Source organism: Pseudomonadota bacterium, assembly GCA_037200975.1.
Lineage (GTDB): Bacteria > Pseudomonadota > Gammaproteobacteria > Steroidobacterales > Steroidobacteraceae > CADEED01.
In genome coordinates this window covers 3490426-3512648 of record JBBCGI010000001.1, presented here as the reverse complement: position 1 = coordinate 3512648, position 22223 = coordinate 3490426, and the positions used below count along the sequence as shown (strand labels likewise).

22 protein-coding genes and 1 pseudogene are annotated in these 22223 nt (G+C 65.1%); 12 read left to right on the top strand and 11 right to left on the bottom strand.

The window, feature by feature from the left end:
• Both WDO72_15895 and mtgA read left to right on the top strand, forming a co-directional pair.
• The gene (locus tag WDO72_15895) at positions 1–495 is read left to right on the top strand and encodes a peptidylprolyl isomerase (protein MEJ0087158.1); all 495 of its coding nucleotides are present in this window, start codon (positions 1–3) and stop codon (positions 493–495) included.
• Positions 492–1274 carry a monofunctional biosynthetic peptidoglycan transglycosylase gene (gene mtgA / locus WDO72_15890; GenBank protein ID MEJ0087157.1) on the top strand — a complete coding sequence of 261 codons (783 nt, stop codon included), beginning with the start codon at positions 492–494 and terminating at the stop codon, positions 1272–1274. The genes WDO72_15895 and mtgA overlap by 4 nt, the downstream gene beginning before the upstream one ends.
• A gap of 18 nt (positions 1275–1292) precedes the next feature.
• Here mtgA and WDO72_15885 read toward each other — a convergent pair whose 3' ends face one another.
• The 4 genes from WDO72_15885 to gatC are packed head-to-tail and all read right to left on the bottom strand — an operon-like array spanning position 1293 to position 5418.
• Positions 1293–2189 carry an Hsp33 family molecular chaperone HslO gene (locus WDO72_15885; GenBank protein MEJ0087156.1) on the bottom strand — a complete coding sequence of 299 codons (897 nt, stop codon included), beginning with the start codon at positions 2187–2189 and terminating at the stop codon, positions 1293–1295.
• A 3-nt stretch (positions 2190–2192) separates the two neighbouring features.
• Positions 2193–3650 (bottom strand): Asp-tRNA(Asn)/Glu-tRNA(Gln) amidotransferase subunit GatB, encoded by a 1458-nt coding sequence (gatB, locus tag WDO72_15880; protein MEJ0087155.1) that lies wholly within the window; start codon positions 3648–3650, stop codon positions 2193–2195.
• Positions 3647–5116, bottom strand: a complete 1470-nt coding sequence (gatA, locus tag WDO72_15875; GenBank protein ID MEJ0087154.1) for an Asp-tRNA(Asn)/Glu-tRNA(Gln) amidotransferase subunit GatA — start codon at positions 5114–5116, stop codon at positions 3647–3649. Before gatA ends, gatB begins: the two co-directional genes overlap by 4 nt.
• Positions 5117–5127: 11 nt before the next feature.
• Positions 5128–5418 (bottom strand): Asp-tRNA(Asn)/Glu-tRNA(Gln) amidotransferase subunit GatC, encoded by a 291-nt coding sequence (gene gatC / locus WDO72_15870; protein ID MEJ0087153.1) that lies wholly within the window; start codon positions 5416–5418, stop codon positions 5128–5130.
• A 115-nt stretch (positions 5419–5533) separates the two neighbouring features.
• Between gatC and WDO72_15865 the strand changes: the two genes are divergently transcribed.
• From WDO72_15865 to WDO72_15820, 10 genes are all read left to right on the top strand, one after another.
• Positions 5534–6577: a rod shape-determining protein gene (locus WDO72_15865; protein ID MEJ0087152.1), complete on the top strand. Its 1044-nt coding sequence runs from the start codon at positions 5534–5536 to the stop codon at positions 6575–6577.
• 7 nt (positions 6578–6584) lie between these two features.
• Positions 6585–7655, top strand: coding sequence for a rod shape-determining protein MreC (gene mreC, locus WDO72_15860; GenBank protein ID MEJ0087151.1), 1071 nt, complete (start codon positions 6585–6587; stop codon positions 7653–7655).
• On the top strand, positions 7652–8131 hold the full coding sequence (gene mreD, locus WDO72_15855) for a rod shape-determining protein MreD (GenBank protein MEJ0087150.1): 480 nt from the start codon (positions 7652–7654) through the stop codon (positions 8129–8131). Before mreC ends, mreD begins: the two co-directional genes overlap by 4 nt.
• A gap of 6 nt (positions 8132–8137) precedes the next feature.
• Positions 8138–10171, top strand: a complete 2034-nt coding sequence (gene mrdA, locus WDO72_15850; protein ID MEJ0087149.1) for a penicillin-binding protein 2 — start codon at positions 8138–8140, stop codon at positions 10169–10171.
• Between the two features lie 84 nt (positions 10172–10255).
• Positions 10256–11401: a rod shape-determining protein RodA gene (gene rodA, locus WDO72_15845; GenBank protein MEJ0087148.1), complete on the top strand. Its 1146-nt coding sequence runs from the start codon at positions 10256–10258 to the stop codon at positions 11399–11401.
• Positions 11401–12522, top strand: a complete 1122-nt coding sequence (gene mltB, locus WDO72_15840; GenBank protein ID MEJ0087147.1) for a lytic murein transglycosylase B — start codon at positions 11401–11403, stop codon at positions 12520–12522. Before rodA ends, mltB begins: the two co-directional genes overlap by 1 nt.
• Positions 12522–13412, top strand: coding sequence for a septal ring lytic transglycosylase RlpA family protein (locus WDO72_15835; GenBank protein ID MEJ0087146.1), 891 nt, complete (start codon positions 12522–12524; stop codon positions 13410–13412). The genes mltB and WDO72_15835 overlap by 1 nt, the downstream gene beginning before the upstream one ends.
• 66 nt (positions 13413–13478) lie before the next feature.
• Positions 13479–14615, top strand: a complete 1137-nt coding sequence (locus WDO72_15830) for a D-alanyl-D-alanine carboxypeptidase family protein (protein MEJ0087145.1) — start codon at positions 13479–13481, stop codon at positions 14613–14615.
• Between the two features lie 4 nt (positions 14616–14619).
• Entirely contained in the window at positions 14620–15498 is an 879-nt protein-coding gene (locus tag WDO72_15825) for a D-amino acid aminotransferase (protein MEJ0087144.1), read from the top strand.
• On the top strand, positions 15492–15767 hold the full coding sequence (locus WDO72_15820; protein MEJ0087143.1) for a DUF493 domain-containing protein: 276 nt from the start codon (positions 15492–15494) through the stop codon (positions 15765–15767). The genes WDO72_15825 and WDO72_15820 overlap by 7 nt, the downstream gene beginning before the upstream one ends.
• Before the next feature lie 70 nt (positions 15768–15837).
• On the opposite strand, the gene WDO72_15815 is transcribed toward WDO72_15820, so the two are convergent.
• The 7 genes and pseudogenes from WDO72_15815 to WDO72_15785 form a co-directional block, all read right to left on the bottom strand.
• Complete coding sequence (locus tag WDO72_15815; GenBank protein ID MEJ0087142.1) at positions 15838–16236, bottom strand: hypothetical protein; 399 nt, start codon at positions 16234–16236, stop codon at positions 15838–15840.
• Between the two features lie 7 nt (positions 16237–16243).
• Entirely contained in the window at positions 16244–16885 is a 642-nt protein-coding gene (locus WDO72_15810; protein MEJ0087141.1) for a hypothetical protein, read from the bottom strand.
• Between the two features lie 24 nt (positions 16886–16909).
• Positions 16910–17644 carry a lipoyl(octanoyl) transferase LipB gene (gene lipB / locus WDO72_15805; protein MEJ0087140.1) on the bottom strand — a complete coding sequence of 245 codons (735 nt, stop codon included), beginning with the start codon at positions 17642–17644 and terminating at the stop codon, positions 16910–16912.
• A pseudogene (lipA, locus tag WDO72_15800) lies at positions 17639–18640 on the bottom strand (lipoyl synthase). Before lipA ends, lipB begins: the two are co-directional and overlap by 6 nt.
• A 15-nt stretch (positions 18641–18655) precedes the next feature.
• Positions 18656–20200, bottom strand: coding sequence for a YdgA family protein (locus WDO72_15795; protein ID MEJ0087139.1), 1545 nt, complete (start codon positions 20198–20200; stop codon positions 18656–18658).
• Complete coding sequence (locus WDO72_15790; protein ID MEJ0087138.1) at positions 20197–20895, bottom strand: nucleotidyltransferase family protein; 699 nt, start codon at positions 20893–20895, stop codon at positions 20197–20199. Before WDO72_15790 ends, WDO72_15795 begins: the two co-directional genes overlap by 4 nt.
• 7 nt (positions 20896–20902) lie before the next feature.
• Positions 20903–22201: a phosphotransferase gene (locus tag WDO72_15785; GenBank protein MEJ0087137.1), complete on the bottom strand. Its 1299-nt coding sequence runs from the start codon at positions 22199–22201 to the stop codon at positions 20903–20905.
• Positions 22202–22223: the final 22 nt, after the last annotated feature.

Genomic DNA, 22223 nt, shown 5'->3' with positions numbered 1-22223 from the left:
GTGTCAGTCGTGTTTGAAACCTCGCTCGGCAATTTCGAAGTCGAGCTGTTCGAGAAAGAAGCCCCGCTCTCCGCCGCGAATTTCCAGGAGTACGTCGACGACGGCTTCTTCGATGGCGTCATTTTCCATCGCGTGATCCCGGGCTTCATGATCCAGGGCGGCGGCTTCGAGCCCGGCATGAAGCAGAAAAAGGTCAGGGCGCCGATCAAGAACGAGGCGACCAACGGGTTGAAGAACTCCCGCGGCACGCTCTCGATGGCGCGCACCAACGACATCAACAGCGCCACGGCGCAGTTCTTCGTCAACCTGGTCGACAACGAGTTCCTCGACCACACCGGCCAGTCTAACTACGGCTATGCCGTGTTCGGCAAGGTCACCGCCGGCATGGACGTCATCGACAAGATCGCCAAGGTCGCCACCACCACCCGCTCCGGCCACCAGAACGTGCCGGCCGCCGACGTGGTGATCACCAAGGCATCCACCAAGGCAGAGTGAAGAAGAACTGGCGACGGCGGCTGGCGCGAGGGGTTCTCATCGCGGCCGTCGCCGTGTTCCTGATCACCGCCCTGCCGGTGGTGGCCATGCGCTGGATAGACCCGTGGTACAGCGCCTTCATGCTGGACGCGGCGCTCGATGCCAGCCGCGCGGGCAAGAGCAGCTACCACACCGATTACCGCTGGGCGGATCTCGAACAGATTTCGCCGCACGCGGCGGTCGCCGTCATCGCGGCGGAGGATCAGTTCTTCCCGTTCCACATGGGCTTCGACTTCAAGTCGATCCGCGAAGCGGTGCGTTCGAACGAAAAGCAGGCGAAGCGCAAGCGGCCGAAGGTGCGCGGCGCGAGCACCATCTCGCAGCAGGTGGCGAAGAACCTGTTCCTGTGGCCGGGCCGCAGTTATTTCCGCAAGGGTTGTGAGGCGTATTTCACGCTGCTCATCGAACTCACGTGGCCCAAGGAACGGATCATCGAGGTGTACCTGAACATCGCGCAATTCGGGGACGGCATCTACGGAGTCGAGGCCGCGTCGCAGCGTTTCTACAAGATACCCGCGGCGAGACTGGGGCGTTACGAGGCGGCGACCCTGGCCGCGGTGCTGCCCAATCCGATCACCTTCAAGGCGAATGCCCCGTCCAACTACGTGGTGAAACGCCGCGACTGGATCCTCGCGCAGATGCGCGGCCTGGGCGGCGCCAGTTACCTCGAAGAACTGGAGAATCCAACCGCACCGCCGAAGGCGGGCGCGCGCTCGCGGCTCGAAGCGAAACGAAAATAGGCGCGCTCGCCGCGCAGCTCAGTTGATCGAGTTGCTGCCCTTCGGCGCGCCCTCGGTGAACAACTGCTCGACGTCGATGGCGTCGAACCGGTAAGGCTTCTGGCAGAACTCGCAGGTCACGGTGCACGCACCCTGCTCCGCGATCACCGAGCGCACCTCCTCCACGCCGAGCGACCGCAGCACGTTCGCCACGCGCTCGCGCGAGCAGCGGCATTCGAATTTCACGTCGCTGCCCGAGAACACCCGCACCTCGTCGACACCGAACATGTCGACCAGCCGTTGCTCGACGTCATCTTCCAGCAGCGCGGCCGGCACGAGCGAAGACATCGCGTCGTCCGCCTTCTGCCACGCCGCATCGAGCGCCGGCAGATCCATCTGTTCCTGCGTACCGCCCTCGCCCGGAATGCGCTGCACCAGCATCCCGGCGATCGAACCCGCGCTGCCCGCCAGCAGCACACGTGTCGGCAGCTGCTCGGACTGGCGGAAATAGGCTTCCAGCGATTCGGCCAGCGAACTACCGGTGATGGGCACGACGCCCTGGTAACTCGACGCGCGATCGGTGGATTCCACGGTCACGACGATCTGGCCCTGGCCGGCCAGCGAGCGGAAATCGGTGTCACCCTCGACGCGATCGAACCGCGCCATGCCGCGCACGCGGAAGTCGTGAGTAGATTGCGCCACCAGCAGGCTCACCAATCCCTTGCCCTGCAATTGCAGCGTCAGCGTGCCGGCGAACTTGAGCGTCGCCGCCAGCAACACCACCGCGGCAACCGCCTCGCCGAGCAGCTGCTGCACGGCGGGTGGATAGTCCTGGTGTTCGCGCAGCTCCAGCCACGACTGCGACAGCCGCACCGCGTGGCCTCGAATCGGATGTCGTTCGAGGACGAAGCGGCGGACGCGATCCGGTTCGCTCACTGCCTAACCAGCAAGCTTCTTTTTCAACAGGTCGTTGAGCTGCGCGGGATTCGCCTTGCCAGCCGTGGCCTTCATGACCTGGCCGACGAAGAAGCCGAACAGCTTGTCCTTGCCCGAACGATAATCGGCGAGTTGCCCGGGATTTTTCGCCATGACGTCGTCGATGGCTTTCTCGATCGCGCCGGTATCGGTGATCTGCTTCAGGCCCTTCGACTCGATGATGGCGTCGGCATCCTTGTCTTCGGCCCACATGGCCTCGAACACATCCTTGGCGATCTTGCCGGAGATGGTGTTGTCGGCGATGCGGCCCAGCAGCCCGGCGAGGCGCGCCGCGTCGATGCGGCTCGCGCCGATCTCGAGGTTGTGCTCGTTCAACGCGGCCGCGAGCGAACCGGCCACCCAGTTGGCGGCGAGTTTGGCCTGTTCCTTCGACGGCTCTTTACCGCTCGCCAGTAGTTTGGCGACTTCCTCGTAGTAGGCGCCCAGCTCCTTCGACGAAGTGAGCACGCCCGCATCGTATTCCGACAGGCCGAACTGCGACGCGAAACGCGCGGCTTTCTGATCCGGCAGCTCGGGCAGCGTGGCCTTCACGGTCGCGATGTAGGCGGCGTCGATCTCCACCGGCAGCAGGTCCGGATCCGGGAAGTAGCGGTAATCGTTGGCTTCTTCCTTCGAACGCATGCTGCGCGTTTCGCCCTTGTCGGGGTCGTACAGGCGCGTTTCCTGCACCACCTTGCCGCCGCTTTCGAGCACGTCGATCTGGCGCGCCACTTCGTAGTTGATCGCCTTCTCGACGTAGCGGAACGAATTGATGTTCTTGATCTCGGCGCGCGTGCCGAATTTCTCCGCGCCCACCTTGCGCACCGAAACGTTCGCATCGCAGCGGAACGAGCCTTCCTGCATGTTGCCGTCGCAGATCTCGAGGTAACGCACCAGCGTGTGCACCTTCTTGAGATAGGCCACCGCTTCCTTGGCCGAACGCATGTCGGGTTCGGAGACGATCTCCACCAGGGGCGTGCCGGCGCGGTTCAGATCGATGCCCGACTGTTTCGGCAGTCCTTCGTGCAGCGATTTGCCGGCGTCTTCCTCGAGATGCGCGCGCGTGATGCCGATGCGCTTCTTCGTACCGTCATCGAGCACGATGTCCATGTGGCCCTTGGCGACCACCGGCAGTTCGTACTGGCTGATCTGGTAACCCTTCGGCAGATCCGGATAGAAGTAATTCTTGCGCGCGAACACCGAGCGCGTGGCGATGGTGGCATCGACCGCCAGGCCGAATTTCACCGCCATACGCACGGCCTCACCATTGAGCACGGGCAACACGCCCGGGTACGCGAGGTCGACGAGATTGGCCTGCGAATTCGGCGGCGCTCCGTAAGCGGTTGGGCTGCCGGAGAAGATCTTGGTCTTGGTCGACAGCTGCGCGTGGATCTCGAGGCCGATGACGGTTTCCCAGGTCATGACAGCTTCTCCGCGTTGAACGCGGCAGGAATGCGGCGATGCCAGTCGGTTTCCTTCTGGTACGCATGCGCGACGTTGAGCAACTTCGCTTCGGCGAAATGCGCGCCGCAGATCTGCAGGCCCACCGGCAGATCGCGCACGAAGCCGCAGGGAATCGACAGCGCGGGAACACCGGCGAGGTTCGCACCGATGGTGTAGATGTCGTTCAGGTACATCTGGATCGGGTCGGAGCTCTTGGAACCGATCGCGAACGCCACGTCCGGCGCGGTCGGCCCGATCAACACGTCGACCTCGGCGAACGCGCGTTTGAAATCCTGGTTGATGAGCTGCCGCACGCGCTGCGCCTTGAGGTAGTAAGCGTCGTAGTAACCGGCCGACAACACGTACGTGCCGGTCATGATGCGGCGCTTCACCTCGGCGCCGAAACCTTCGCCGCGCGAGCGTTTGTAGAGGTCCATCAGGTCTTTCGGATCTTTCGCGCGATAGCCGTACCGCACGCCGTCGAAGCGTGCCAGGTTCGACGAACACTCGGCCGGCGCCACCACGTAGTAGGTGGGCACCGACAGCGGCAGCGCCGGTAGTTTGACTTCGACCAGCGTGGCCCCGAGCTTCTCGTAGACGCGCAACGCATCGCGGATCAGTTTCTCGACGTTCGCGTCGAGACCTTTCTCGAAGAACTCCTTGATGAGTCCGATCCTGAGGCCCGCCAGCGGCGAGTTCAGTGTCTCGACGTAGTTAGGCACCGGCGCATCGACGCTGGTCGAGTCGCGCGGGTCGAAACCCGCCATCGCCTGCAGCACGAGCGCCGCGTCTTCGGCCGACTGCGAGATGAGCCCGCCCTGGTCGAGGCTCGAGGCGAACGCGATCATGCCGTAACGCGAAACGCGGCCGTACGTGGGCTTGATGCCGGTGACGCCGCACAGCGACGCCGGCTGGCGGATCGAACCGCCCGTGTCGGTGGCGGTGGCGATCGGCGCGATCCGGGCGGCGACGGCCGCGGCCGAACCGCCCGAGGACCCGCCCGGCACCAGTTTGACGTCCCACGGGTTCCTGACCGGCCCGTAGAAGCTGGTCTCGTTCGACGAACCCATGGCGAATTCGTCCATGTTCGTCTTGCCGAGCGTGACCATGCCCGCGGCATTGAGCTTTTCGACCACGGTGGCGTCATACGGCGACACGAAGTTGTCGAGCATCTTCGAGCCGCAGCTGGTCTTCACGCCCTGAGTGCAGAAGATGTCCTTGTGCGCGAGCGGCAAACCCGTCAATGGACCGGCGCTGCCGGCGGCAAACTGACCGTCCGCAGCCTTGGCTTGCGCCAAAGCCGACTCGGCCGTCACGGTGATGAACGCGTTGAGCGTGGGCTGCGAGGCGTCAATACGCGAAAGCAGGCTCCGGGTGAGCTCGGTCACGGAAAATTCTTTGGCTCGCAGCTTCTTTGCGAGCTCGGTAAGCGTCAGCTGATGCAATGGAAATCCCCTTACTCGATGACTTTAGGCACGAGATACAGCGCCGCTTCGACTTGCGGAGCGTTGCGTTGGTAGAGCTCGTGTTGATCCTTTTCGGTCACGACATCGGGGCGCAAACGCTGCGAAACACCCGGCAATGGGTGCGCCATCGGCTCGATGCCCGCGGTCTGCGCAGCGTCGAGCTCGCCCACCAGTGCCACGATCTTCGACAGGCTGTCCTGGTAGACGGGGATCTCGGCATCGGTGAGTGAAAGGCGTGCGAGATGCGCGATGGAGTTGATCTGATCGCGATTGAGGCTCATCGGAAACTCAAGCAAAAGATGTTGGAAATGTGCGCGGAATCATACCTGTTGCCTTGTAGAGCGTCCTGCAGATTGTTAAATTGCCGCCACTTTTTCGCGCTTCGGTCGTTACCCAATGTTCAAACGCTTGCGCGGCTACTTCTCGAGCGATCTCTCCATCGACTTGGGAACTGCCAATACCCTCATTTACGTCCGTGACAAGGGCATCGTGCTCAATGAGCCGTCCGTTGTCGCGGTGCAGGACGATCAGGGCGGTCGCGGCAAGGTCATCGTCGCCGTAGGCGCGGAGGCCAAGAACATGCTCGGCCGCACGCCGGGCCACATCAACGCGGTGCGCCCGATGAAGGACGGCGTCATCGCCGACTTCACCTACACCGAGAAGATGCTGCAGTACTTCATCGGCAAGGTGCACGGCAATCGCATGATCAAGCCGTCACCGCGCGTGCTGGTGTGCGTGCCGATCGGCTCGACGCAGGTCGAGCGCCGCGCCATCAAGGAATCCGCCGAAGGCGCCGGCGCGCGCAGCGTGCAAATAGTTAGTGAACCGATGGCGGCCGCGGTCGGCGCGGGCCTGCCCGTGAACGAAGCGCGCGGTTCGATGGTGCTCGACATCGGCGGCGGCACTTCCGAAGTCGCCGTGCTCTCGTTGAACGGCATCGTGTACGCGGCCTCGGCGCGTATCGGCGGCGACCGCTTCGACGAAGCCATCATGAACTACGTGCGCCGCAACTACGGCATCCTCATCGGTGAAGCCACCGCGGAACGCATCAAGATCGAAATCGGCGCGGCCTATCCGGGCCAGCAGGTGCGGGAGCTGTCGGTGAAGGGCCGCAATCTCTCCGAAGGTGTGCCGCGCAGCTTCACGCTCAACTCGAACGAAATTCTCGAAGCGCTGCAGGAACCGCTGCAGGGTATCGTGGGCGCCGTGAAGCAGGCGCTCGAACAGACTCCTCCGGAACTTGGCGCCGATGTCGCCGAACGCGGCATCGTCCTCACGGGCGGCGGCGCGCTGCTGCGCGACATCGACAAACTACTGATGGAAGAGACGGGTCTGCCCGTCGTCATCGCCGAAGATCCGCTCACCTGCGTGGCGCGCGGCGGCGGCCGCATTCTCGAGCTCCAGGACGAGGTCGGGCCGGGAAGCTTCGGCCTGGAGTAAGCCCGCCATGGCCGTATTCGGCAGCGGCAGCAGCCGCATCGGAGGCGGACGCGGCCCGTCGTTTGGTGTCCGGTACTTCTGTTACGCCGTCTTCTCGGTCGTGCTCATGTTCTACGACCGGCAGGGCGGCTGGCTCGACACGGCGCGTTACGGCCTGCAGGCCGCGGTCTATCCACTGCAACTCGCCGTCAACTCGCCTTCCGCCGCGTGGCGCTGGCTGCAGGAAAGTTTCGCCACCCGCGAGACGCTGCAGAAACAAGTGGACGCCTTGCGTAACCAGCTGCGCGATCAGCAGCTCATCACCATGCGCCAGGCGGCGCTGCAGACAGAAAACACGACGCTGCGCGGCCTCAACGGCATGCTTCCCGAAGTCATCGAGAAGCGGCTCGTCGGCGAGGTGATCAACGTCGAAACCTCGACGATTCGCCAGCGGCTGCTGGTCAATCGCGGCGGCAATGCGGGCGTGTACCGTTCCCAGCCGGTGATCACCGGCAACGGCGTCATCGGGCAGGTGTTCCGCATCGGCCCGTTCAGCTCCGAAATCATCCTGATCACAGACGCCGAACACGCCTTGCCCGTACAGGTGCTGCGCTCCGGCGTGCGCACCATTGCGCTCGGCACCGGGCGCAGTACTTCGCTCGAACTACCCTACGTGCCGCAGAACTACGATGTGAAGGTCGGCGACATCCTGGTCACTTCGGGCCTCGGCCGCGTGTTTCCCTACGGCCTGCCGGTGGCGCGCGTGACGCGCGTCGAGCGCGATCCGGCGCAACCGCTGGCGCAGATCCACGCGGTGCCGCTGGCCAGCATCGATTCCGATCGCGAAGTGCTGTTCATCTGGGCGCGCCCGGGCCATCCCGCCGCGCCCGCCGGCGCCGAGGCATTGGCGGTCGGTGCAACTCCGGTCGAAGCACCGAAGCCTGCTACGCCGAAGCCGAAATCCAAACCGAAACCCGCCGTGCCGGCGCCAGGCGCGGCCGACGCGTCGGCGGAAATACCGGTCGAAGTACCGGATCCCGCGCCGCCCGCCGAATCACCGGCGCCCGCAACGGCAACCCCCGAGGCACCGGCCACATGAACATGTCGCGCCGCGAACCGCGCTGGGCCGTAACCTTCACGCTGCTGATCGGTTTGATCCTGCAGACGCTGCCGTTCCCGCAATGGATCGAGGTCGTGCGGCCGTCGTTCATCGCGCTGGTCATCATCTACTGGAGCATTTTCGCGCCGCATGCCGGCGGAATTTTCGCCCCGTTCATCGCCGGCCTCGCCTTCGACGTGTTCAAGGCCAACGTACTCGGCCAGAACGCGCTGGCGTGTATCACCGTGGCGTACATCGCGATGAGCCTGCACCAGCGGCTGCGCAACCAGACGCTGGTCCAGCAATCGCTGTTCGTGTTCGCGGTGCTGACGCTCAACGAATTCATCGTCTGGTGCATCCAGGGATGGAGCGGCCACGCGGTCGCGACGCCGTGGCGCTGGATCCAGCCCATGATCGGCGCCATGTTGTGGCCGTTCGTCGCGCTGCTGCTGGGCCGCACGCACTCGCGTAGTTAGGACGGCATGGGCACCGTCCGCATCAAGGATCACTGGGGCGAGCAGCGGCTGTTCGAGCGGCGCGCGCTGGCGGCGGCATTCATCGTCGTCGGCCTCACGCTGGTGCTCATCGGCCGCCTGGTGGTGCTGCAGGTGATGCGCTACGACTACTACGCCGAGCTTTCCCAGGGCAATCGCGTGCGGGTCGAACCCCTGCCCGCGCAACGCGGCCTCATCCTCGATCGCAACCTCGCGGTGCTGGCCGAGAATCGCCCCGCGTTCCAGCTCGAGCTGGTGCGCGAGCGTGTGCCCGACATCGACGCGACTCTCGAAGGGCTGGTCGAAATCGGCGTCCTTCCGGAAGACGACCTGGAAGAAACCGCCCGGCTGGTGCGTTCGCGCCGCAGCTTCGAGAGCGTGCCGATCCGGCTGCGGCTCACCGACGAGGAGATCGCGCGCTTCGCAGTGCATCGCTTCGAATTTCCGGGCGTGGACATCGCCACGCGGCTCACGCGTTTCTACCCGCACGGCGAACATGCGGTGCATGCGCTCGGCTATGTCGCCGCCATCAGCGAAAGCGACGTCAAGAAACTCGAGAAGGAACAGCAGCTCTCGAAATACGCCGGCACCACCCTGATGGGCAAGCTCGGCATCGAGGCGTCCTACGAGAAGGAGCTGCACGGCAGCGACGGCTCGCGGCAGATCCTCGTCAACGCGGCCGGCCGCTCGGTGCAGCGCCAGGGGGCACTCACGCCGGAACTGCAGGAACTGAAGCCGCTGCCCGGTCGCGACGTGATCACCAGCATCGATCTGCCGACGGAGTTGGTCGCCGAGCAAGGCCTCATCGGCCGCCGCGGCGCGGTGGTCGCCATCGATCCGAACAACGGCGACATCATCGCGCTCGTGTCGGCGCCGGGCTTTGATCCGAACCCGTTCGGCCGCGGACTGACGCGCGCCGAATACGCGGCGCTGCGCGACAACATCGACGTGCCGCTGCTCAATCGCGCGTTGCGCGGGCAGTATCCGTCGGGCTCTACCATCAAGCCCGGGCTTGCGCTCGCGGGGCTCGTGTACCACGACGTCAACCCCAACGCGACGAAGTTCTGCCCAGGCATATGGCGCCTGCCCGGCAGCAGCCTCGCCTTCCGCGAAGGGAGAACCGGCCGTCATGGCGCGATGGACCTGCGCCATGCCATCGCCAAGTCCTGCGACGTTTACTTCTACGGTCTCGCCAGCGACATCGGCGTGGATCACATCGCCGAGTTCCTCGGGCAGTTCGGCTTCGGCAGCCTCACCGGTATCGACATCGGCGGCGAGAAACCGGGCCTGCTGCCGTCGAAGGAATGGAAGCGCAAGTACTTCAAGCGTCCCGCGGACCAGGTCTGGTTTCCCGGCGAAACGGTGAACTTCGGGATCGGCCAGGGCTACTTCCTCGTCACGCCGCTGCAGCTCGCGCACTACACGTCGATCATCGCGAATCGCGGCACGTCTTATAAGCCGCGCCTCGTGATTGGCGTGCGCGATCCGGGCACCGGTGAAGTGAAGCGCTTCCCGGCCGTGAAGAACGAAGAGATCAAGACCGTCAGCGCCGAGCAGTGGCAGATCGTCACGGAAGGCATGGCCGGCACACTCCGCTACGGCACGGCCGCATCCTTCGCCGGCAAGAACATGACCTACACGATAGCCGGCAAGACCGGCACCGCGCAGGTGTTCACGGTCGCGCGCAACCAGAGCCTCGACAACCAGAAGACCGTGTCCGATCGCTTGCGCGACCACTCGTGGTTCATCGCGTTCGCGCCGGCCGAGCATCCGCGCATCGCCGTCGCGGTGATCGTGGAGAACGGCGGCTTCGGTTCGTCGCTCGCCTCGCCGATCGCGCGCCAGGTGATGGACACGTACCTGCTCGATGCCAACGGCCAGCTCAAAGTGCCGTTGCCACCAGGCACGGTGCCGCTGACACCAGGCCCGGGCTACGGACCCATCATTCCGGGCAAAGGCGCAGCCGCGGCTACCGCGGCACTTCCAAAAGAGGACGCCCCGGGCACCGAGACGGGGGACTGACCTCATGATCTGCCAAGAAGTCATCGTGCCGCGTGTCATCAACGACGGCTCGGCGAAGTCGCCCGCCGCGTCTGGAGTCGAGTAATGGGAATCTACGAACCGATTGAAACGGGCTCGCGCAGTCAACGCACCTTCACCGCCGCGGGCCGTATTCTCGGGGCGCTCAAACTCGACGGCCCGTTGTTGATCGGCCTCGGGTTGATCACGCTCTATGGTTTCGTCGTGCTGTACAGCGCTTCGGGCCAGAGCTGGAACCGCGTGGCCGACGCCGCCGTCCGCGCCGCGCTCGGCGGCACCGCGATGTGCGTGCTGGCACAGGTGAAGCCGGCTTTCCTGCGCCGCATCGCGCCGTTCCTGTTCGTCGTCGGCGTGGTGCTGCTGATCGTCGTCGACATCACGGGCCACATCGGCAAGGGCGCCCAGCGCTGGTTGAGCCTCGGATTCTTTCGCTTTCAACCCTCCGAGATCATGAAGCTCGCGGTCCCGATGGCCTGCGCCTGGTGGTTGCACGACCGTCCGCTGCCACCGAGCCTGGGAACGCTGCTGATGCTCGCCATCATCATCTGCATTCCCACGGGGTTGACGATTTTGCAGCCCGACCTCGGCACCGGCGGATTGATCCTCATCGGCGGCATGATGGTCGTGATCATGGCGGGCCTGCAGTTCCGCGTGATCTTCGGTCTCGCGGCCGTGGGTGCAACCGCCGCCTGGCTCGCCTGGCAATACGTGTTGTACGACTACCAGAAGCAGCGCGTCTTCATGCTGTTCGACCCCGAGGCGGACAAACTCGGCGCGGGTTATCACATCATCCAGTCGCAGATCGCGATCGGCTCCGGCGGGGTTTTCGGCAAGGGTCTGCTCAACGGCTCGCAGGGCCAGCTCGAGTTCCTGCCCGAGCGCACCACCGACTTCATCTTCGCGATGGTCGGCGAGGAGCTCGGTCTGCTGGGAGCGACAATCCTGCTGCTGCTCTATCTGTTCGTCGTAGGACGCGCGCTGTATCTCGCTGTCGAAACACAGGACACCTTCGCGCGGCTGCTCGCCGGCAGCATCGCGCTCACCTTCTTCGTCTACGTGTTCATCAACACGGGCATGGTCAGCGGACTCTTACCGGTTGTCGGCGTTCCGCTACCACTGGTCAGTTACGGCGGCACATCGATGGTGACCCTGCTGGCGAGCTTCGGTATCCTCATGTCCCTCTACTCGCATCGGAAGCTCGTTGCCTCGTGATGCGCCATGCGCCTGCACTGACAGCACTCATCGTTTTATCTTCGGGTTCCGCACTGGCGGACGGCTCGTTCGCCGGCCGCACCCGCCTCGATCTCGACCGGCCTGAAATCCAGGCCTTCGTCGAGAAAACCGCCGCCGCGCAGAAGATGGAGCCGCTCGACGTGTACCGGCTGCTCGCCAAGGCCGAGCCGCAGCCGAAGATCATCGAGCTGATCAGCAAACCGGCGGAAAAAGTTTCGCCCTGGTACGAATACCGCGCGCGTTTCATGACCGAGCAGCGCATCGCCGAAGGCGCGCAGTTCATGCAGGAACATCGCGCGCGGCTCGAGAAGGCGCACAGGGACACCGGCGTCGCGCCCGAATACGTGGTCGCGATCATCGGCGTCGAGACGTTTTACGGCCGGATCACCGGCAAGTACCGCGTGCTCGATGCGCTCGTCACGCTGGCCTTCGACTATCCACCGCGCGCGACGTTCTTCACCGACGAGCTGGCGCAGTTCATCGCGCTGACGCGCGAAGAACAGATCGATCCGCTGACGGCGCTCGGCTCGTACGCCGGCGCGATGGGCGCGGGCCAGTTCATGCCCTCGAGTTACCGGCGCTACGCGGTCGACGGCAGCAACGACAAACAACGCAACCTGTTCGCCGACTGGGACGACATCATCGCCAGCGTCGCTAACTACTTCAAGGCAAGCGGCTGGGTGACCGACGGCCCGGTGCTCTCCGACGCCGTGTTGCAGCCCGACGCGCCGGTCACCGCCGACCCGGGCAATCTCACGCTCAATGAGACGATCGCCGGCCTCAAGGCCAAGGGTGTCGACTTCGACAACGCCGCGCAGCCTTTGAGCACGCCGGTGCTGCTCATTCCCGCGGAGCAGCTCGCGGGCCCGTCGTATCGCGTCGGGTTCAAGAATTTCGAAGTGATCACGCGGTATAACCGCAGCATCCGTTACGCCATGGCCGTGCACGACCTGGCGACGACGATTGCCGGGCGCGTTGCCGCGGCATCTCCCCCCGCAAAAGAGACTCCGGCAAAAGGCGCTCTCGCAGAAGGGGCGCCCGCGGCAAAGACCACCAAGCTCGCCACGCGGTCCGCCGGCTCCGAGACAGCAGCGCGTTGATGCGGGCGGCGCTCGCTGTCGTCTGCGTTGCGCTCGCGCTGGGCGGCTGCAGCCTCACGCGGCGCCATCCGGAAAAGCCGCGCGCCAGCGTTCCGGCGAGCATTCCCTCGGGTTCGGCCGTGCCCTCGGTGCCGCCCGACGTGCTCAACATTCCCGATGCCGTGCCGAAGCCGGAGCCGCGCGGCACACGTGGCAATCCGCCGTTCTACGAAGTGTTCGGCAAGCGTTACTACGTGCTGGCGTCTTCCGTGGGCTGGGTCGAGCGCGGCACGGCTTCGTGGTACGGGCCCGGCTTTCACGCCGCGTCGACGTCGCTCGGCGAGCCCTATGACATGTATGCCATGACCGCCGCGCACAAGACGCTGCCGCTGCCCGCGTACGCGGAGGTCACGAACCTGCGCAACGGCAGGAAAGTCGTCGTGCGCATCAACGATCGCGGGCCCTTCGTCGGCGATCGCATCATCGACCTCTCCTACACCGCGGCGGCCAAGCTCGACATGTTGCTGCAGGGCACGGCGCCGGTCGAAGTGCGCGTCCTCACGCCGGGTCTATCTGCGGCGCCGCCGGGCGCGGGTTCGTCTTTGCCCGCGGCCGCGCCGCCGGTGGCACCGCCCGTGACGGTGGTGAACGCGCCGGCCGTGAAAGCGCCAGGTGCCGCGGCGATGTTCATCCAGGCGGGTGTGTTCGCCGACCACGAAAATGCGCGGCGCCGCGTCGAGATGTTGCTGGCCGCGGGCGTCGAGCTCGCGAGCCTCGACGAGATCCCGCGCAACGACAAGGCGCTGCATCGCGTGCGCGTCGGTCCGTTCGCGAGCGTCGAGGAATTCGACCTCAACATGAAGCGGCTGCGCGATCTCGGCGTGGCCGACGCACGTCTGCTCACCGACTGAGAGCCCAGCCCGCTTGGCTCTGGGCGTACAATCGCGGCCCTGACCCCTGCTCCGGAGCCTCGCGCGATGCCGTCATCCCGGCTGATTTCGTTTCTCGCCTTCTGTGCCCTCTCTTCCGCCGCGTTTGCCGCGGTGCCCGTTCCCAAGCCTCCCGCGATCGATGCCCGCGCCTACGTGCTCATCGACTTCCAGAGCGGCCGCGTGCTGGCCGCCGACAAGGCGGAAGCGCAGATGGAACCGGCCAGCATCACCAAGCTCATGACCGGCTACGTCGTGTTCCGCGCGCTCAAGGAGAAGCGGCTGAGTCTCTCCGACAACGTCGTCATCAGCGAACGCGCCTGGAAGGCCGAAGGCTCGCGCACCTTCGCGCAGGTCGGGACGCAGATCCCGGTCGACGTGCTCATCAAGGGCATGATCGTGCAGTCGGGCAACGATGCGACCATCGCGCTGGCCGAGAAGGTGGGCGGCACGGAAGACGGCTTCGTGCAGATGATGAACACCTACGCCGCCGCGCTCGGCCTCAAGAACTCGCACTTCAACGACAGCTCGGGGCTGCCGGGGCCGACTCACTACATGAGCGCGCACGACATCGCGTCGCTGTCGCGCGTGCTGATCCGCGATTACCCGGAGGAGTACAAGTGGTACTCGCTGCGCGAGTTCGAATACGGCGGCATCAAGCAGCAGAACCGCAACGGGCTGCTGGCGCGCGATCCGACGGTCGACGGCATCAAGACCGGCCACACGGAAAGCGCGGGGTATTGTCTCGCGAGCTCGGCGAAACGCGGCGATACGCGGCTGATCTCGGTGGTGCTCGGCACCAAGTCGTTCAAGGCGCGCGAAGACGCCAGCGCCGCGCTGCTCAACTATGGCTTCACGTTCTTCGAGACCGTGAAGGTCAAGGGCGCGGGCGACGTCATCCTCAAGCCCGAGGTTTACAAGGGCGAGACGGATCGCGTGACGGTGGTGCCGGCGAACGATGTGTGGGTGACGATCGGGCGCGGCTCCGGCGGTTCGCTCACGACCGCCGCGACGGTGAAAGAACCGGTGATCGCGCCGATCAAGGCCGGCCAGGCCCTGGGCGAACTCACCATCAGCGACGGCAAGGACGTGATCGCGCGCGTGCCGCTGGTGGCGCAGGCTGCCGTGCCCGAGGGCGGCTGGTGGACGCGTCTGGTGGACGGGATTTCCCTCTGGATGAGGTAGATAGATGGGCGAACCGCTGCCGGTCTGTTTCCTGAACGGTGAGTTCCTGCCGCTGCGCGAGGCGCGTATCTCGCCGCTCGATCGCGGCTTCCTGTACTCGGATGGCGCGTACGAAGTCACGCCGGTGTACGGCGGGCGGCCGTTCCGGTTTCAGCAGCATCACGACCGCCTCACGCGCAGTCTGAAAGAGATCCGCATGGAGGATCCGCTGGCGCGCGACGCCTGGCGCGATCTTTACCGGGAGTTGATCGAGCGCAACGGCGGCACGCGCTCGGACCTTTATATCTATGTGCAGGTCACGCGCGGCGCCGAGCTCGGGCGCAACCATGCGCCGCTGCCCGACGTGCCGCGCACGGTGTTCGCATTCGCGTCGCCCTGGCCGACGGCGCGCGCGAGCTGGCAGGACAATGGTTTGCCCGCCGTCACGGCCGATGACACGCGCTGGTCGCGTTGCGACATCAAGTCCGTGTCGCTGCTGGCGAACGTGCTGCTGCGGCAGCTTGCAGTGGATCATGAGGCGACGGAGACGATCCTGCTGCGCGATGGACTGCTGACGGACGCCAGCGCGTCGAGCGTGCACGTCGTCATCGGCGGCGAACTGCGCACGCCACCGAATTCGTGGCGGCTGCTGCCCGGCACGACACGCGGTGTCATCGAAGAAGTGGCGTTGAAGGCCGGAGTGCAATGGCGTTCGACGGCGGTGACCGAGGCGCAACTGCGTGGCGCGGACGAGATCCTGATCGGTGCGGCGACACGCGAGGTACAGCCCGTCACCACGCTCGACGGAAAACCCGTCGGCAATGGCAAGCCCGGCCCGGTGTGGCGCAAGTTGTTCGATGCCTACCAGGCGTACAAGCGCGGAGTTGCGGACCAGCCGTGGTAGACGAACCGCCCGCCGAAGAACTGCTCAAGTTTCCGACACCGTGGCCCATCAAGGTCGTCGGGCGCCGCGCGGAGATGCAGCGCGCCGATATCGACGCCATCGTCCGCCTGTTCGCGCCGGATCTGACCGACGAGCAGATCAAGGAACGCGAGAGCAATCAGCATCATTTCCTGTCGATCACCTACACCATCAACGCGCAGAGCAAGGAGCAGGTCGTCGGTCTCGCCAATGCCCTGCAAGTTGCGAAGGGCGTGATCATGCTGATCTAAGTCGGTGCCGGGTCGGACTTGCGGGAATTAGCCGCCACCGATGCGAGGTGACTGCGGAATGGGAGGGCGGCTAGTTCCCGCAAGTCCGACCCGGCACCGACTTAGCCGCGACGCGTTTGAGTACCAGTACGGCCACCACAAACGCCGCGCACGCCGCCAACGAAATCGCGATCTCGCGTACGTCCGGCGGAAACACCAGCACGAAACCCCGGCCCTTGATGAGCTGCGAAAAACTCGACACGCAGAATGGCATGATGAACAGCCGCAACGTGGTCCAGCGCTCCGGCGGCGGCTTGCCGGGTTCCCGCACGGATAGATAGAGCGCGACGCCGATGATGGCGCTGATGCCGAGCGCGTTGAGCCAGATGGCCGGCGCGGCATCGAAATGATGAAAAACCGTGGTGAAGTACCAGATCAGGAAACACCACAGCACGATCTTGCCGGGCGCCAGGTGGGCAAAGTAGCGCAAGCGCCCGCTACTGAACGATGGCCAGCGCCAGCACTTCGGCGGTCTGGTGGACGGCGTCGAGCAGCGCTTCGGTATCGCCGGTGGCGCCCTCGAATTTCCCCGCCAGTTTCACACGCGGCGAATACACAACGCGGGCGTTCACCGGCTTGCCGCCGAAGGTGCCACTGAATTCAGAGATGAGCGGGAAATACTGCGTCGTGACCTCGCCCGCCAGGTACCAGCCGCCCGCGGATTCCCGCTGCGAGCACTTGCTGCCGGGCCGCTTTTCCTTCGCCTTGCCGGGCAACGAATATCCCTGGATGCCGACGCCGCCCAGCGACGGCCCGCCACCCGAAACCTGCCTGTTGTAGTAGATGGACCAGTTGAGCACGGTCAACGTTTTTCCATCGCCGGCCAGGCCCAACTGCTCCGCGAGATCGGTCTTGAGCACGTCGACCTTGAGCGGATCGGAGGCGACGTCGGCGATGCGAAAGACATCCTTGTTGCATTTGCCGTTCAACTCGGCGAGGCCCATGCCTTCCCGTTCGCTGGCCGGACGCAGGTCGATGACGACCATCTCGCCGGCCGGCGCCGCATCCTGCGCCAGCGCGGGACCGAAAAACACGAGCAGACACAGCGGGGCAACGAAGCGGGAAATTCGTCTGGTCATGAAACCTCCGGCGGAACGCGCGGATCAGCCCTTCGCGCGCAATCTCGCCAACGCCGCGGTCAGAAACGGCGCGAATGCGCGGCCCACGGATTCCACGGTGAGATTCTTCTGTCCGAGATCGGCGAGCTGCGTCATCCGCAATCCCGCATATCCACAAGGATTGATGCGCTGGAACGGCTCGAGTTCCATATCGACGTTGAACGCCAGGCCGTGGTAACTCGAACCGCGGCGAATGCGGATACCCACGCTGCCGATCTTGCTGGCACCGACGTAAACACCGGGCGCCCCTTTGCGGCACTCCGCTTCGATGCCGAGGCTCGCGCAATATTCGATGACCGCGCGCTCCATCGCAGTGACCAGATCGCGCACACCAAGACCGGCGCGGCGGATGTCGATCAGTGGATAGACGACCAGCTGGCCCGGCCCGTGATACGTGACCTGGCCGCCGCGGTCGATCTTGACGACCGGAATGTCACCCGCGGCGAGCACGTGGCCCGCATCGGCGTTCAAACCGAGCGTGAACACGGGCGGATGTTCTAGCAGCCAGATCTCGTCGGGCGTGTCCGCATCGCGCGTATCCGTGATGCGCTGCATTTCGCGCCAGGTCGGCTCGTAGTCCACCTGGCCTAACCACCGTACGGTTGGCGCCGGGAATAGCGGTGCCGGGAAGGGGGTTCCGGGGTTTGCTGCGGGGACGGTAGAAACAGGCGTGACGGCGGCAAACCCCGGAACCCCCTTCCCGGCACCGCTATTCGAGATCCCGGCGTTGTTGCCGGCCAGCGCCTGTTCGGCGCGATAACTCGAGCGCACCAGCGGGCCGGACACACACTCGCGGAAACCTTTAGCCAGCGCCCATTGGCGATACTCGTCGAACTGCGCGGGGGTCACGAAGCGCTGCACTTCGAGATGATGCTTCGTGGGGCGCAGATACTGGCCCAGCGTCAGCAGATCCACGTTCGCGGCGCGCAGATCGTCCATCGTCTGCGCGATCTCCTCATCGGTCTCGCCGAGGCCCAGCATCAGGCTCGTCTTGGTCAACACCTGCGGCTTGTAGCGCTTCGCATGCGCGAGCACGGCGAGGGTCTGTTCGTACGACGCGCGCGGATCGCGCACCGGGTGCGTCAGCCGCTTCACCGTCTCGACGTTCTGCGCGAACACTTCGAGGCCCGAATCCACCACGGTTTCGACATCGCGCATCACGCCCTGGAAATCCGGCGTCAGCGCCTCCACCGCCACCTGCGGCGTGCGCCGCTTGATCGCGCGAATGGCCGCGGCGTAGTGGCCGGCCCCGCCGTCCGGTAGATCGTCCCGGTTCACCGACGTCAGCACAATGTACTTGAGCTTCATGAGCTCGACGCTGCGCGCGGTGTTCTCGGGCTCCTCCGCGTCTAACCACCCGCGCGGGTTGCCGGTATCCACCGAGCAGAACCGGCAGGCGCGCGTACACACGGCGCCCATCAACATGATCGTGGCCGTGCCCGCGTTCCAGCACTCACCGATGTTCGGGCACTTGGCCTCTTCACACACCGTCGCGAGGCGGTGCTCGTGCACGATGCCCTTCACCGCACCGAAACCCGCGCCGGCCGCGAGCGGCGCGCGGATCCACGCGGGCTTGCGGCCCGTGGCCGGCGCTTCGGCCGCGCGCGACTTCTGGCCGTCCTTGATGGCGGTGAAGCCCTGCGCCGTCACGTACTTCTCGCCGCTGCGCGGCGCGCGGGTTTCGGTGACGACCGGAATGTTCTTGAGGCTGGACATGGAAGGGTGCGAATTCTACTCCGGCTGCGGCGTGGGCTCGGATTCGAAGCCCACCTTGGGTGGCCCAAGTCCCGGAATTCCCTGCTCTTTCCCGTTGATCTTGAGCACGCCTTGCTTGAATTCGATGCGGCTCACGATCTGCTCCCGCTCGCGCTTGATGTAACCCTGCTCGAGCGCCGTCGCCACCGCGCCGGGCCCGCCCGGCAACTTCCCGACCAGCTTTTGCGCCATCTCGATCCGGATGTCGGCCTCGAGTTTGCCCAGCATCCCCATCACTCCGGCGGAAAGATCGCCCTCATTCACGCCCTTGAGCTTGATGATGCCCTTGATGTATCCGTCACCGTCGGGAGTCGCCACGCCGATCCGGTCGATGACCAGTTCCGGATCGTGTTTGAGCAGCGCGAGACCGTATTCCTTCATGGGTTGCGTGATCGCCGCGTCGAGCTCGGCGGCGGTAGTCACCGGTGTCGCATACGAAGCCTTGATGGCCTTCGTCATCTTCACCAGCGTGTCGACATGCAGGCGTCGCACGGTGAAGTCGTAATGCACTTCGTCGAATGAAACACCGAGCTGCTCGATCTCCTTGGCCTTGACCGCCCCGGAACCGATCTTGAGCGCGATGTCCATGAAGTCGTCGTCAATGGTGGTGTCGACGGCGTAATGCAAGTCGGCCACCTCGGTGACCTGCTTGTCGGCTCCCGTCACGCGTGAGGTCTCGATCGACAGGTCGAAGTCGCCGTCGTACAGGTCGCCGCGCACACGGTGGCTCGTGCCGGTGATGGCCGCGCCTTCCATCAGGATGCGGGCGCCCTTTTCGTTGTCGACGATTTCGAGACGCGGCCAGCTCCCATCGACTTCCACATCGTCGACGTGCGCCGAGTACCCGATGTTGACCTTGAAGGCGTCGTACGACAGCGAATGCCCTTTGCCGGCCAGCTCGAGTTTCCGTGCATCGCCGGAGAATGTCGTGGTGCCGCCGCCAAAGAAATGCACCCGCGTGCTGACCTGCAGCGGGGATTTTTCACCGAACACTTTCTGCAGTTCGGCGCGAACGGTCTCGGGAAGCACGAGCTGCGAATCGATGCGCGCGATTCCGAAACCCGAGAACCACAGCACCGGGCCGTGCAGGATGTGATTGCGCACGGTGAACCTGATCGGTGCGATTTCCGCGGCGGCGGGTTCCGCGGGCGGCGCTTCGCTCGCGGCCGCATCCGGTGCGCTGGCTGCAGCCTCTCCTGGTGCGGGAGTCTCGACCGGCGTGCTCTCGTCCGCCTGCGGAGAAGGCGGCGGAAGCTGCGCCTGTGCCTTGCCGAGTTCGTCCATCACCGTTTTCGAATTCAAGGCCCGCAGCCACGGCCCGAGCACTTCGAAGGTGACTTCCTGTTCGGAGGTGAACCAGCCGCGCTGCCACTTCCGCTCGACGATGGCGAGATACGGCGCGGTTTCTACGAGTTCATCGAGCCCGCCGTTGACGCGCTTCTCGGCCAACACGCCGATGCCCCACGGTGCGGCCACCAGCAGGAGAATCAGAACGACGGCGGCAATCAGGTAATTCTTCATCTTCGGACTCCCGGTGAAACCTCGGCGCCGCGCGACAACTCGGCGTCGAGCGCGGCCAGCCTTTCGACGGTGCCGATGTCGAACCAGCGGCCGGTGTGTAGTTCGCCGCTCAGCGCGCGCTGCGCGATCGCCCGGCGCAGCAGCGGCAACAGCGGGAATTTCCCCGGCGCACAGCCCGCGAAAAACTCGGCGCGGTAGATACCGACACCGGAATAGGTGTGGCGAGTGCCCTCACCTTCTGCGACCAGGCCCTGCTCGAGCAGGAAATCGCCGCGCGCGTGTTGCGGGGGATTTCGCACCAGCACGAGATGCGCGAGCGCCTGCGCGGGCGGATCGCGGCGCAGCGCGCCGAAGTCGATATCCGTCCAAACATCGCCGTTGACGAGCAGGAACGGGGCCGGACCTAACAACGGCAATGCATTGAAGATGCCACCGCCGGTTTCGAGCGCTTCGGGACGCTCATGGCTATACACAATCTCGAGCCCGTAACGCGTCCCGTCGCCGAGCGACTTCTCGACCAGATCGCCCAGCCACGCGGTATTGATGACGACCTCGCGGAAACCGCCGGCCGCGAGCCCTTCGAGGTGATATTCGATGAGCCGCTTTCCACCGACGCGCAGCAGCGGTTTGGGCTCGCGATCGGTGAGCGGCCGCATCCGTTCGCCGCGCCCCGCGGCCAGGACCATGGCCTTCACGGCGCGCTCACTTGTGGGCGCGCCGCACACGGCGCTTGGGTTTTTGCGGCTTCGATTTGCGCCTGACTACCTTGCGCTTCGGCGCGGCGGCGCGCTTGGGCCGCACGCTGCGTTTGAGCTTGCGCGCGACCTTGCGCTTGACCTTGCGGCGCGGCGCCTGCGGCCGTGCGCGGGCCTTCGCCGGCTTCTGCTTCACGCGCGGCTTCTTCTTCGCCCGCCGCGGTTTCTTCTTCGGCGGCTCGAGTTGCCGCGCATTCGCCGCGGCCAGACCCGGCGCAACCCGCCACGCGAGCCAGCGTTCGAACTCGACCAGTTCGGGATAACGGCGGCAAGCGTCACGCACATGTTCGAACGTGAGCGGCAGGTCGGCGAGATAACCGATCTTGCCGTCGCGATGCCAGAGGCGCGCGAAGATGCCGAGCACCTTGATGTGCCGCTGCACGCCGATGAGATCGAACCAGCGCATGAACTGGTATTCGCTGTCGCCGACGTTGGCGCCGAGATTGCCCAGCACCCGGCGGTAGCCGCGCACCCAGCGTTCGACCCGTTCGCGCGACCAGCCGATGTAGCAATCCTTGAGCAGCGACACGAGGTCGTAACCGACAGGACCGCGCAGCGCGTCCTGGAAGTCGATGACGCCCGGGCCGCCCTTCTCCATCGAAGCGGCAGGCAACACCATCAGATTGCGCGAGTGGAAATCGCGATGCACGAACACCTGCGGCTGCAGCAGCGCTTCGTTGATGAGGAACTCGAACGTCACCGTAAGCAGCCCTCGCTCCTCGGGCGACAGTTCGAGCCGCAGATGTTTTTCGAGAAACCACTCCGGCATCAGGTTGAGCTCGCGCGCCAGCGGCGTGCGGTCGTAGGGTTCGAGCATCTGCGCGGCTCTGAGGCCGCGCACCTGGATGTTCGCGAGCGCGGTCAGCGCATCGCCATAGAGCTTGTCGACTCCGCGGCCGGTCTTGAGCAGCCCAAGATATTGTGTGTCGCCCAGATCTTCCATCACGATCAAACCGCGCTTCGCGTCCGCGCCATACACATGGGGCACGTGCGCGCCGGCCTGCTCGAGCAGCGAGGTCACCTTGAGATAGGGAGCGATGTCTTCCTTGCCGGGCGGCGCGTCCATGACGATGAGCGTGTCGGCCCGGGGCGCCCAGGCCGCCGGGTCGACATCCCCGCGGGAGACGCGGAAATAGCGGCGAAAGCTTGCGTCGGCGGAGGCGACGCTGATTTGTCCGATGCGCCACTGCAGGTCGCGTGTCAGCCAGGTCCGGATGAGGTTTGCGCGCGGGTCGTTCTTGAGCATTCGTATAAGTATAGTGCGCAAC